The organism is Pararhizobium sp. PWRC1-1 (assembly GCF_049897905.1).
Classification (GTDB): Bacteria; Pseudomonadota; Alphaproteobacteria; order Rhizobiales; family Rhizobiaceae; genus Pararhizobium.
This window is the reverse complement of the sequence record NZ_JAFCXE010000003.1, coordinates 41,455-53,430: the sequence shown is the minus strand read 5'-3', so window position 1 is coordinate 53,430 and position 11,976 is coordinate 41,455. Positions and strand designations below refer to the sequence as shown.

At 59.8% G+C, this 11,976-nt stretch carries 7 protein-coding genes and 1 tRNA gene; 6 read left to right on the top strand and 2 right to left on the bottom strand.

Annotated elements, in window-relative coordinates:
* Positions 1-261 precede the first annotated feature (261 nt).
* The gene (locus ACP7E0_RS06195) at positions 262-4,086 is read right to left on the bottom strand and encodes an ATP-binding protein (protein ID WP_426123683.1); all 3,825 of its coding nucleotides are present in this window, start codon (positions 4,084-4,086) and stop codon (positions 262-264) included.
* A gap of 250 nt (positions 4,087-4,336) precedes the next feature.
* Here ACP7E0_RS06195 and ACP7E0_RS06190 point away from each other — a divergent pair, with 250 nt between their 5' ends.
* The 4 genes from ACP7E0_RS06190 (at position 4,337) to ACP7E0_RS06175 (ending at position 6,847) form a co-directional block, all read left to right on the top strand.
* Positions 4,337-4,786 carry a phasin gene (locus tag ACP7E0_RS06190; protein ID WP_113314172.1) on the top strand — a complete coding sequence of 150 codons (450 nt, stop codon included), beginning with the start codon at positions 4,337-4,339 and terminating at the stop codon, positions 4,784-4,786.
* Between the two features lie 166 nt (positions 4,787-4,952).
* Positions 4,953-5,029: transfer RNA gene (locus ACP7E0_RS06185), tRNA-His, on the top strand.
* 226 nt (positions 5,030-5,255) lie between these two features.
* A complete protein-coding gene (locus ACP7E0_RS06180; RefSeq protein WP_426123681.1) occupies positions 5,256-5,810 on the top strand; it encodes an NUDIX domain-containing protein in 555 nt (184 codons plus the stop codon).
* 401 nt (positions 5,811-6,211) lie between these two features.
* Positions 6,212-6,847 carry a DUF1062 domain-containing protein gene (locus ACP7E0_RS06175; RefSeq protein WP_426123679.1) on the top strand — a complete coding sequence of 212 codons (636 nt, stop codon included), beginning with the start codon at positions 6,212-6,214 and terminating at the stop codon, positions 6,845-6,847.
* Between the two features lie 102 nt (positions 6,848-6,949).
* On the opposite strand, the gene ACP7E0_RS06170 is transcribed toward ACP7E0_RS06175, so the two are convergent.
* Positions 6,950-7,105 (bottom strand): hypothetical protein, encoded by a 156-nt coding sequence (locus tag ACP7E0_RS06170; protein WP_426123678.1) that lies wholly within the window; start codon positions 7,103-7,105, stop codon positions 6,950-6,952.
* Positions 7,106-7,352: 247 nt separating this feature from the next.
* On the opposite strand from ACP7E0_RS06170, the gene bcsA reads away from it, so the two are divergent.
* On the top strand, positions 7,353-9,620 hold the full coding sequence (bcsA, locus tag ACP7E0_RS06165; RefSeq protein ID WP_426123676.1) for a UDP-forming cellulose synthase catalytic subunit: 2,268 nt from the start codon (positions 7,353-7,355) through the stop codon (positions 9,618-9,620).
* Positions 9,613-11,976: a cellulose biosynthesis cyclic di-GMP-binding regulatory protein BcsB gene (locus ACP7E0_RS06160; RefSeq protein ID WP_426123675.1), complete on the top strand. Its 2,364-nt coding sequence runs from the start codon at positions 9,613-9,615 to the stop codon at positions 11,974-11,976. The genes bcsA and ACP7E0_RS06160 overlap by 8 nt, the downstream gene beginning before the upstream one ends.

Sequence of the window (11,976 nt, the reverse complement as noted above, 5' to 3'; positions counted from 1 at the left end):
GCTCGCCGAATTAACCAAAGCTTAGGTCTTACGGGCCGATGCTTAAAATTTGCGGGTTGGCTGGAAAGGTTTTGTTTACGAATGGCAGCGCATGGTGATCTCAACTTGAGGCCACCCGATGTGGGGTTGGCTTTGGCAGAGATGCCGGCGCAGACATGATGTCATTACCTCTCGAGCACCTGTTTTAGCATTTAACTTATCGAGGCAGCTTCCCAGCTGCCTCTTTTTTTGTCTGCTGTTTTGGGGGCATGTCGCCTCAGCCTAATTGGCTAGAACCCGCTGCGACGGGAAGGAAATTTCCACCAAAGTTCCCTCGTTCGGGGCCGAGTTGATCGAGAAGTGGGCCCGGTTGGCTTCCGCCATCGCCTTGGTCAGCGGCAGGCCGAGCCCGGTGCCGTCGCCGCGTTTGCGGGCGCCGGTGGTCACCTGGCGGAAGGGTTTCATCGCCTGCTCGAGCTCGATGCGGGTCATGCCGACGCCTGTGTCGCGGATGCGCAGGATGACGCTGCCATTGGCCTCATAGGCGGTGGAAACGACGATCTGGCCGCCCGACGGGGTGAAGCGGATGGCATTGGACAGGATGTTCAGCGCGATCTGCTTGATCGAGCGGTTATCGGCAACCACGTTGGGCACCGAACCCGACAGCGAGGTGCGGATGATCACGCGCTGGCTGTTGGCCTGCGGTTGCACGAGAGCGACGGCCTCGGACACCGCATCGTTGATCTCGACGGCGGTGAATTCGAGATCCATCTCGCCGGCTTCGATTTTCGAAATATCGAGCAGGTCGTTGACGATATCGAGCACATGGCGGCCGGAGCGGCCGATATCGCCGGCATATTCGACATAACGCGGATTGCCGATCGGGCCGAAATGTTCGCTCGCCATCATGTCGGAAAAGCCGATGATCGCATTGAGCGGCGTGCGGATTTCATGGCTGACACGGGCAAGGAAATCGCTCTTGTGAGCGTTTGCCGTTTCGGCTGCCCGCTTGGCGTTGCGCAGTTCCTCTTCGGTCCGCTTCCACTGGGTAATGTCGCGAATGACGGCGCAGAAGCCGTTGGAGGAGGACAGGCGGCCCATGGTCATGAACAGCGGAATGAAACCGCCGGACGCTTCGCGGCCGATGACTTCGCGTCCATCGTTCAGCACGCTGGCGACGCCATGGCCGGAAAGGCCGGCGAGATAGTCGAGAACCGCCTTCTGGCTCTCATGGGCAAACAGCATGGCGAAGGGCTTGCCGCGAATTTCACCGTCGTCATAGTTGAACAGGGCGCTCGCCGAGCGGTTGACCGAACGTATTTCACCCTCGGCACCGACGACGACGACGCCGTCGGTGGCCGTCTCGAGAATGGAATGGAGTTCTTCCGCCTCCATGCGCAGCGCCTGGATTTCCGGCGCCTCCATGGGCTCTTCAACAGCGGCCACCTGCTGGATTTCGGCAGCGACAGGCGAAGGCGCCTTCTGCGTTGCCGAAAGGGCCATCATCAGCGCATTCTTGTCTTCCCAACGGATCGACTGGAGCCGGGCCGAGACCGGCACCAGTTGGCCGTCGTTGCGGATCAGCATCATCGTGCCATCCGGCAAGTCGAACAGATCGTCCTCGTCGCTGGCGAAAAGCGCATCGATGCCGCCTTCCTTCCGCAGTTCGTCCAGATCGCCATAACCCGTCAGCGTCAGGAATTCGGAATTGGCGTGGAACAGATCGTCACCGCTATGGACCAGGAGAGCGAGCGGAAGATTGTCGAGGATCTCCGGCGTCAGGCTGCTGTTGCCGCTGGTGCGGGCCGGCACGATCGGGGCCGGCGCCTGGGCTATGATATCCTCGGCAATTGCGACAGTCGTCTCATCGCTACCGGCAAAGGCGCCCTCATCGCTTTCCAGAACCACAGGCGCTGTAGCATCTTCGAGCGAAGTGGCCATGACGGGCTCGTTCGTGGCAGGCATGTCTTCGTTCGAGCGCTTGCCAACATTCTCGGCCAGTTGCCGCGCGATCTCTCGGAACGCGGCCTGTTCGCTGCGGCTCAGCGTCTCCGTACCCTGCGGACGGTGATTGTCGAGCTGGACGACCTTGTCAGACGCGCGGCGGCCGGCATTTTCAACCAGCTTCAACGCCGGACGCTCGCCACGGAAGGGATCTTCCTGCGAATCGTTGTTTTCTGGCAGTTCCTCTTCCAGGTCGGCAAAGGATGCCTCGTCGTCGGACTGCTGAGCTACCGGTTCGAATAGGGGAGGTTCGTCTGCCTCCATATCTCCAGTCAGGGGCACGTCATCGTCGATCGAATTGTCTGAAGAGACCGCAATAGCGTCCGGCTCTACATCGCTGGACAGTACATCCGCTACATCGGGTTCGTCGCCAATCGCAGCTGCGGCGTTGTCTTCGGTTTGCGCGCCAAAAGTCAGCCCCATCGCCTGTTCGTCATCGACCGTATCGGCCACACGCACGATGCCGAAACCGCGAAAACCGTCGAATTCGCGGTTGCGCGAATAGGTCGGAAGGGCGGCGAGATCGACCGGCACCTGCAGGCCGGTGCCTTCGACCGGCCAATAGATCGTCTTTCCAGACCACGTGTCGCGCCGCTTCAAAAGCTCGCTGATCGTATTGCCGGGATCAAGGTGATAGCGATCCGCCAGGTCGCTGAAACTCTGCCCGGCAATATCGGCGGAGTTCGGCCCGACCGCCGTTGCGAATTCCTCAGAAATCTCGCTGAACCGCCCGTCTGCATCGATCTTCCAGACGAAACGGACAGCGCGACTATTCGGATTGAAGACGAAACCCTGCACAGGCTCTGCTGTACCTGCGTCGTCGCCTGGCGTTTCTTCAGGTGCGCTATCGGCTGGAACGGTGGCGACGTCGTCGTCTGCCGCACTATCTATGGCGGTTTCGGCGATCGCAGCTTCGCTGGCGACCTCGGCCACAACCGTTTCATCCAGCGCAACACTGTCTTGGGTAGGCTCTTCCGGGATTTCGACCGGTTCGGCCGGCAATGTTTCGCCGGTCTCAATCTCGTCGGTCACGGTTTCATCGGCTTCCGGCAGAAAGGCAGTTTCCTCGGAGACATCGGCGTCGTCGGTCTGATCCGAATCAGCGACATCAGAACCGATGTGCTCTGGCTGTGCATCGGAGGGCAATTCCAGATGCGGGGTTGCTTCTTCGGTCACGGGTTCAGCATGAACCGTGAAATCTTCAGCGGATGGCTGTTCAGCCTCTGCCGCAGGCACAGCGTCATCATGCGGATCGACGAAACCGTCGTCTTCCGGCGCGATTTCCTCGATCTGCTCGATTTCGTCGATGACATCGGCGGGCAGGGCTGCCGGTGAGAGAATCAGCACAGCGGCCTCGCTCACGACGGGCTCGGTAGCGGCTGGCGCGTCATCGGTGTCTGCGATCTCCTGAAAATCCGCTCCCGGATCAAGGTTGCCGAGAATAGTCTCGACCGCGAACAGCAAATGCAGGGCGGGGCGCTCCGAGAGCTTGCCGATAGCGGCGGGCAGGTGGCCCTTGCCCGTCGGGATCGGCCGCTTGAGCAGCCAGTCGCTGTCGCGGGTGACTGCGGTCACCAGCGAGCGGCAGGTCTGTGGTGTCATGGCCAACGCCGCAAAACCGGGTGAGGCGGCAAGCACGGCGCCATCGCCATCCAAAACGGCCATATGCGTGTCCGGGTCGTCGAAGCCCGAGATCATCCGGGCTGCACGATCCTGAATGGCAAGCGGCTTGCCGCTGCGGGGGGCTGCAAAGAGGATGGCCGTTTCACCCGGCCGCACGGAGATCATCTCGACCGAGGCGCTGACTGACGCGCGCTGGAAACCCGACGCGATGCGCATCAGGAACGTCCGGCTATCGCCGCTGCGCTTCAACTGCCGGGCGGCGGCCTCCATCTGGCGATAGGCGGCATCGTTGCGGTTGGCGCCGCTGTCGATGAAATCGTAGATCGACGGCAGGCCGAACAGGAACGCGCCTTCTCCATTCGACCACAGCACCTGGCTCATATCCGGCGAAAACAGGACGGCGGCATCGCCCTTGGCAAAATGCTCCCGCACCCGTTCATGAACGGCGATGTCGATAAAGGGATACGATTTTGCGGGCATCGGCTGACCTGGTTTGCGCAATCGCCACAGGGGCGGGATTGTTAACAGTCTATTAATAGACGCCGGGGCGCCAGGGGTCCAGCTTGTAGACTATGGCGCACAGGCCTTTCGCGGCGCAAGGTTAATGCAGGTGATTTTAATGGATGCTGCACTGCACAAATATATTGCAATGCACAACGAAATCGCCTATATAGACATCATCACACAATGGGTGCCTCATGAGAGGGCCCAAAACCAAGGAGCGCAGATCATGGCTACCAAGAAAACCGACGACGTCTTTTCGCTTGCCTCGTTCGACCCGGCAAAGGTCACCGAAACTTTTCGCGATTTCGCTGAAAAGGGTGCTGCCCAGTCCAAGGAAGCCTATTCCAAGATGAAGACCGCCGCCGAAGACGCAACGAAGACTGTTGAAGCGACGATCGAAAGCGCCCAGTCCGGCTCCGTCGAGCTCGGCCTCAAGGCGATCGATGCCCTGCGCACCAATGCTGAAAACTCGCTGTCGCACATGGAAGCGCTGCTCGGCGTCAAGTCGGTTTCGGAACTGTTCGAACTGCAGACCGCCTTCATCCGCAAGCAGGCAGAGCTTGCCATGGAGCAGGCAAAGTCGATGCAGGAAGCCACCCGCAAGATTGCCGAAACCGTGACGAAGCCAGGCAAGGATGCCGCCGAAAAGGCCATCTCCGGCTTCAAGAAGAACTGATTTCTGCAGGCGCCGGTTTTGCCGGCGCAGCATGACAAATAGAACCGGGTGATTTTTTACCCGGTTTTTTCACATCTACGGGCAAGTTATGGCTTGCAAAAAAGATGGACTGCCCGTATTTGACCCCTCAGCGGCACATGATAATGTCTGTGCATCGCTGTGTTGTGCGGTTGTAGCTCAGTTGGTTAGAGCGCAGGTTTGTGGATCCTGAGGTCGGTGGTTCGATTCCACCCAACCGTACCATTACTTTCAAAGTCAAATATCTGACAACATTGCGTTTTCGCCGCTGTTGGTTTGACGCATCGAAATTCCCTTCGTTTTTGATACTCTGTATCCCGTGTCCAGTTGCGCCTCAGACTTCCCCGTATTTTGATGATCTGGGACGGCCCCACCTATCGAGAGCTGTCAAAAAATGGCTTATTCGGGATTGTGGGCGATTCACCGCCGAAGCTGACACGACGGGGAACAGATGATTGACGACGCTCCCGAAATCACGACTCTGAGCACCAAGGCTGTTTATCAGAACCGCTGGATGAAGGTCCGCGAGGATATAGTCGAGCGCCGGGATGGTTCGCGGGGCGTCTACGGAGTTGTCGAGAAGAATGACTTTTCCCTGATCGTCCCCATCGATGCGACTGGGACTGTTTATCTGGTCGAACAGTTTCGCTATCCGGTCGGAAAGCGCTTTTGGGAGCTGCCGCAGGGCTCCTGGGAAGAGCGCGAGGGTGTCGATCCCCTTGAGCTGGCCTATGGCGAGCTGCGCGAGGAAACCGGTCTCGCCGCCGATGAAATGATGTATGTCGGCCAGCTCTTCGAAGCGTATGGATATTCGACGCAAAGATGTCATATTTTTCTCGCCCGCGGTCTGCGCCCGCTTTTGACAGACTTTGACCCGGAAGAACAAGGATTGATCAGTCGTGGCTTTGCGACGGAGGCGGTCATCGACATGATTGTGCGTGGCGAAATCAAGGATGCCGCCACGGTGGCGGCATTCGGGCTGCTGCGTCTTAAAGGGCTGCTTTAACGACGCCCTTCTTTGACCTCAGCCGATTTGTGATCACCGCAAAGTTGCACAAAAGTCACCACGCGCCCTCTTTTAGCGCCTGAGCGTGTAAAAGGGCTCCACGCCAGCCAGATCATTTGTTATTCCTTCAGGCGAAGAGCGTTGGCGCACAGAGGTTGCAGTTTGCCTAAGTAATACCGGTCTCAATCCAGTTTCACCCCGTACTGCGCGATGGCGATGCCGTCGCCGTACAGATGTGTTCATCGGGTGGTGGCATGAGACCGGTCTGGCATTGTTACAATGTGCCATGTGCAGCTCCGCTGTCTCAGCTCTTCAGCCGCCCAGAACATCGCCACACCGCGCCCGCAAGGGTTTTCTCCTGCACCATCTTGGTGGACTTCCGAACGGAAGACCAAGACGATATGTGCAATACACTTCGGGTTCGATGGACCATCACCCCGCAAACGGCGCCGCAACCCTGGATCGCCTGCAACGGATGCGGAATGCAAAGGCCATTCCAGAGCAGTGGCAAGATCCGGCTCAACGCCAACGGCCGCAAGCTCGATGCCTGGCTGATCTACAAATGCCTGACCTGCGAAAAGACCTGGAACCGCCCGATCTTCGAGCGCAAGACTGTTGGCGATATTGATCCGGCCATTCTTGAATCGTTGCAGTCCAACGATCCAGATTGGATCAGGACTGAAACGTTCAACATTGAGGCTCTGCGGCGGAAATCGCAACGCATCGAGGAGTTTTCAAACTTTGAAATCGCCAAGGAACTGCTTGAGGAAGCGCCCGGTTGGACCGCGCTCAACATCGAGCTGAACGTGCCGTTTCCGGCCAGCATGCGGCTTGATCGCCTGCTGGCGGGCGAGCTGCAGCTATCGCGCACGCGGCTGCGGGCTCTGTACGATGGTGGTCTGCTTCAAACCGCGCCAGACGCCGCCGGCATTTGGCGAAGGCGGATCAGAAATGGCACCTGTGTCTTGATCGATCTCGCCACCGAGGTGAATCGGGAGAAAGTGTGGAGACCTGTCGCCGCGGGAGGCACTGCATAGGGACCAAGCGACGACACAAAGGCCTGCATTGCTGGGCCTTTGTGGTCTCTATCAGCTCACTGGAGATTTACCGCCTGTCCTGTCATTCCAGAACGAGTGATTTCAGCGGTGTTCCACCTGCTGCGGCGGTTGCGGATTTTCATCGGGATTGGGCAAGGGTTCCTCGTCCGGGAGCCGGTCGGGCTCGGGCTCCTTGACCGGTACCGGCTGCTCGATCTGCGGAATGGGGCCGGGAATGGGATCGGCGGGAAGCGTCATCGTTTGTCTCCTGTTGTCGCAATAGCAACGCGATGATGGCCCGCAGGTTCCTTCGGCCGATCCCGCGCCCCCTCCTCAGATCTTGGAGCGGTCCGTAAACCTTGTGTTTACCTAGTCCTGTGTCGTTTCCGGTCAGCCTGCCGCAAATTAGCATTCTGTTGACCCTTCGCCGCTTAGGTTCCGGCTGTTCGATGTAGAACCGGCCCGCATGATGCGCCGCTGAAGATGACGATGGGGTTGGTGGCACATGATGTGCGGAAAATATCTGGCTATTCCAGCCGGCGCTCTCGGCTTGACTCTTATTCTGTTGCCTATGAGCCTTCAGGCGCAGCTCATGCTTTCTTTCGCGGTTCTCGGCATCATGTTCATTGGCATGACGCGGCCCGATAACAGCACGTTCCGCGTTATCACGCTCGTCTTCGCCGGCATCATTGCGCTGCGCTACGGTTTCTGGCGCACCACCGAGACGCTGCCGGATATAACCGAGCCGCTGAACTTCATTCCTGGTTTCCTGCTCTACCTCGCCGAAATGTATTGCCTGGCAATGCTGGCGATCAGCTTCTTCATGGTCATCGATCCGATCAAGCGGAAGACGCCGGACATGGGCGCTGCCGCCGACCTGCCGACGGTCGATGTGTTCATCCCGAGCTATAATGAAGACGCCGAGCTTCTGGCCGTGACGCTGGCCGCCGCCAAGTCGATGGCTTATCCGAAGGACAAGCTGAACATCTACCTGCTCGACGATGGCGGCACGGATGCCAAGCGCAATCACAAGAACCCGCATGTCTCCGTCGCCGCCATCCGCCGCCATGAGCAGCTGAAGGCGCTCTGCTCTGCGATGGGCGTGCACTACCATGCCCGCAAGCAGAACGACCACGCCAAGGCCGGTAATCTCAATGAAGGCCTGAAGGTTTCCAAGGGCGAGCTGGTCGTCGTGTTCGATGCCGACCATGCCCCGGTGCGCGACTTCCTGCGCGAGACGGTCGGCTTCTTCAGGGAGGACGAAAAGCTCTTCCTCGTCCAGACGCCGCACTATTTCCTCAATCCCGACCCGCTGGAAAAGAACCTCCAGACTTTTGCCCGCATGCCGTCCGAAAACGAGATGTTCTATTCGATCCTGCAGTGCGGGCTCGACAAGTGGAACGCGTCGTTCTTCTGCGGCTCGGCAGCGGTGCTTCGCCGTTCGGCGTTGATGACCACGGATGGGTTTTCCGGTCAGTCGATCACCGAGGATTGCGAAACGGCATTGTCGCTGCATTGCCAGGGCTGGCACTCGGTCTATATCGACAAGCCGCTGATTGCAGGCCTGCAGCCGGAAACCTTCGTTTCCTTCATAGGCCAGCGCGCCCGCTGGTGCCAGGGCATGCTGCAGATCCTCATCCTGAAGCGGCCGTTCCTTGCCAAAGGTCTCTCGATCCCGCAACGCATCTGCTATGCCGGTATCAACATGTTCTGGCTGTTTCCGCTGTCGCGGCTCGCCTTCATGTTCTCGCCGCTGCTCTACATCTTCTTCTCGCTGGAAATCTACAAGGCCAATATCCTCGAGTTTGCTTCCTACGCGGTCACCTATTTGATCAGCTCGTTTGCCATGCAGAGCTATCTCTATGGCCGCGTCCGCTGGCCATGGATTTCCGAGCTCTATGAATATGTCCAGGCCGTCTTCCTGTTCGGCAGCATCGTGAGCGTCGTGCGTAATCCGCGTAAGCCGACCTTCAATGTGACGGCCAAGGGCCAGACACTGGACAAGAGCAAGCTGTCGCCGCTGGCAACACCATACTTTGCCATCTTCTTCCTGCTGCTCGCCGCTGCCCTTTATTCCGGATACCGCGTGCTGACCGAGCCGGTCGCCAGCGAATTGCTTCTGATCGTCGCCATGTGGAACCTGATCAATCTCGGCCTCGCCGGTGCTGCCCTCGGTGCCATTGCCGAACGCCGCGAACTGCGCCGCAACCAGCGTCTGCCGGTCAAGCGTCATGCGCTGATGCACGTCGATGATATCATCCACCATGTCATCATCCAGGATGCCTCGAGCGGCGGCGTGTCGATCGAGTTCGTCGATAAGGAGCCGAAGCTGGATCTCGTCAATCCGACCATCGCCAAGGTTGAAGTGCGCCGCGGCGGCCAGGTCATCAACTTCAATGTCGTCTACCGCTCGCGGCGTATGCTCGACCAGACGGCGATCTGCGGCTTTGCCTATTCCGAACGAACGCCGGAAACGGTCATGGCGATTGCCGAGCTGATGTATTCCGACCAATCCGTGCTGCAGGACCGGTTGGTGCGTCGTCAGACCCGCAAGAATTTCTTCTGGGGCACCAGCCGGTTTGCGCTCTGGAGCCTGACGGAATCGCTGCGCGCCATCCGCTACAGCGCCGGCCTGATCCGCGAAAGCGTCGTCCAGTCTTTCGAGGATGCACCGATGGTGCTGAACGACAATAATAAGGTCGTCACCGCCTCTCTGCCTGCCAAAATTGCCGAAGCCGGCCCCATTCATCCAGGAGCGCAACTCTATGGCTAAATCCCGTCGCGCCCGGACAGCCGGCTTATCCGTTGCGCTGATCCTGGCCCAGGCACTGCCGCTGTCTGCCCAAAGCCTGCTGGACGCTGCACCCGCCGTTGTCCGCACGGCGCCGCTTGAAAGCGAAAGCATCCTGTCGACCCGGCCGGTACAGGCCGATGTTGCTGTTGCCAGGATGAGTGGTGTGCTCGTGCCGTTCGAACAAGCGTTGCCGGCCTATCGTCTGACCGGCGAGGATGACGTGGCGAGGCTGAGCTTCAACCTCTCGGCCGATCAGGCTGCAGCAGGCGGCGAGATCGCGCTTGCCTATCGCAACGCCGTTTCGGTCCTGCCGGATACGTCCGTGATGGAGGTCGAGGTCAACGGCAAGGCTGCAGGCACGTTTCGCATCGGCTCGCCGAACGGTTTCAAGACCGCGCTGGTGAGCGTTGGTGACGATCTGCTCCGGCCCGGCCGCAATCAGGTGCAGGTACGGGCGCGCCAGTTCCATCGGGTCGATTGCTCGCTGGAAGCAACCCATGAACTCTGGAGCGAATTCAATTCTGCCGCCAGCGGTTTCGTTGCTGCAAGCGGCCATGGCTTTCGCTCTTTTAACGATCTGCTGACGGTTGCGCGCACCGATGCCAATGTCACCGATGTCAGGCTGATCCTGCCGCAGACGGCGACTGCCGAGATGTTGAACGACGCGGCTCCCGCTTTGCAGACGCTGGTGCTGTTTCTCAATCGCGATGATATGGCCGTTACCATCGGCGAAAAGCCGGGCACCGGTCCGGGCATCGACCTCTATGTCTCGACGGACAAGACCCGCGCGCAGACACGCAGCGGTGACACGCCGCCCTATGGTTTGGCGGTGAAGAATGCGGCAGAAGACGGGCGTGCGATGGTCAGCCTGCGCGGCGCCACCCGCGCCGAAATGAGCGGCCAGCTGCTGGAGGCGATCCGGGGTCCGCTGAAGGAAAGCCTCGACAGCGGCATCTTCGCTGCCGGGTCGGGGACGATCGTTGCCGATGCATCCAAGAGCTTTACGCTGGCGGAAACCGGCTACGAGACCCGCGTGTTTTCCGGGCGTTTGTCGCGCACGGGCTTCAATATGGTTATGCCGGCGGATTTCTATCCGGCTGATTATGCGACGATCGGCCTGAAACTGCACGCCGCCACGTCGCCCGGCCTGAACAGGACGGCGCAGTTCCTTGTGCGGGTCAACGACCGTGTCGTCACCAGCTATCCCTTCCGCAACAGCGCCGGCGAGCAGTTCGACGGCAAGCTGATCGAGCTGCCGCTACGGGCATTTCGCCCAGGCAACAACAAGGTCGAGCTTCTCGCCGAACTGCCTGTCAGCGCCGATGAGACCTGCGCACCGGAAGCGCGCGACGACATGACACCACGCTTCATCCTGTTGAAGGAAACGGCGATCGAAATCCCCGCACTTGCCCGGATCGGCCGCCTTCCGGATATTGGCGCTTTTGCCGGCAACGCCTATCCCTATGCAGACGGCAAGCCCTTCGATATTGTGGTCGAGCGGCCGGACGCACAGTCGGCGGGTGCTGCCCTCACCATCCTGTCCCGCCTGGCGCTGGCTGCCCGCAACCCGCTCAATGCCGATATCCGGCTGGGTGTGAGCACCCCTTCGGAAGGGCGTAATGCGCTGGTGATCAATACGCAGAACGCCTTTGCCGATCTCGGCAATGCCGGCAAGGGAGCGTTTCCGAGCAGTGCATTCCAGATGGACGCGGCAGCGGCTTCTGACGTCGATCCGTTGCAGACGGCCGCCATCGGTGGCAGCGCCTTCACCGCAAATGTCGAGCAGGACGGCGGCGAATCCAGTGCCTTGCTGGAAGCTTTCCGCAAATCGACCACGCGCGCGGATGATCAGCTCTCCGTCACGTCGAAAGTGGAAAGCTGGCTTTCCATGGCGGGCACACGCTTCGCCAAATGGCTGAATTATCAGGATGGTTCCGGCCCGGTGGCGAAGCTCAAGCCGGGACATTCCCTGCTGACCCTGACGCAGATCCCGTCGCCTTCCGGGGACGCAGTTTGGACGGTGGTGCATGCGGCATCGCCCGCCGACATCGCGCTTGGTGTGCACCGGCTTGTCGAACCGGCGGTCTGGGCAGGGTTGAATGGCGGTTCGGCCGAGATCGAGACGGCGAGCCTGGCGGTCAACACCGTGCCGGCCGGGTCGCATTTCATCGCTGGGATGACCGATCAGAGCCCCAGCAACATCCGCCGTCTGGCTGCTGCCTGGTTCTCGGACAATTTCCAGTTCTACGTTCTGCTCATCGTCGGCTTGATGGGCGTGTTTGCCGTTTGGCTCGGGCTTGCCATTCCGCGCAAGGGTGTGAGGTCGGATCAATGA

Coding starts and splice junctions, on each gene's coding strand:
- ACP7E0_RS06195 (WP_426123683.1), bottom strand. CDS start 4,086: ATGCCCGCAAAATCGTATCCCTTTATCGACATCGCCGTTCATGAACGG.
- ACP7E0_RS06190 (WP_113314172.1), top strand. CDS start 4,337: ATGGCTACCAAGAAAACCGACGACGTCTTTTCGCTTGCCTCGTTCGAC.
- ACP7E0_RS06180 (WP_426123681.1), top strand. CDS start 5,256: ATGATTGACGACGCTCCCGAAATCACGACTCTGAGCACCAAGGCTGTT.
- ACP7E0_RS06175 (WP_426123679.1), top strand. CDS start 6,212: ATGTGCAATACACTTCGGGTTCGATGGACCATCACCCCGCAAACGGCG.
- ACP7E0_RS06170 (WP_426123678.1), bottom strand. CDS start 7,105: ATGACGCTTCCCGCCGATCCCATTCCCGGCCCCATTCCGCAGATCGAG.
- bcsA (WP_426123676.1), top strand. CDS start 7,353: ATGATGTGCGGAAAATATCTGGCTATTCCAGCCGGCGCTCTCGGCTTG.
- ACP7E0_RS06160 (WP_426123675.1), top strand. CDS start 9,613: ATGGCTAAATCCCGTCGCGCCCGGACAGCCGGCTTATCCGTTGCGCTG.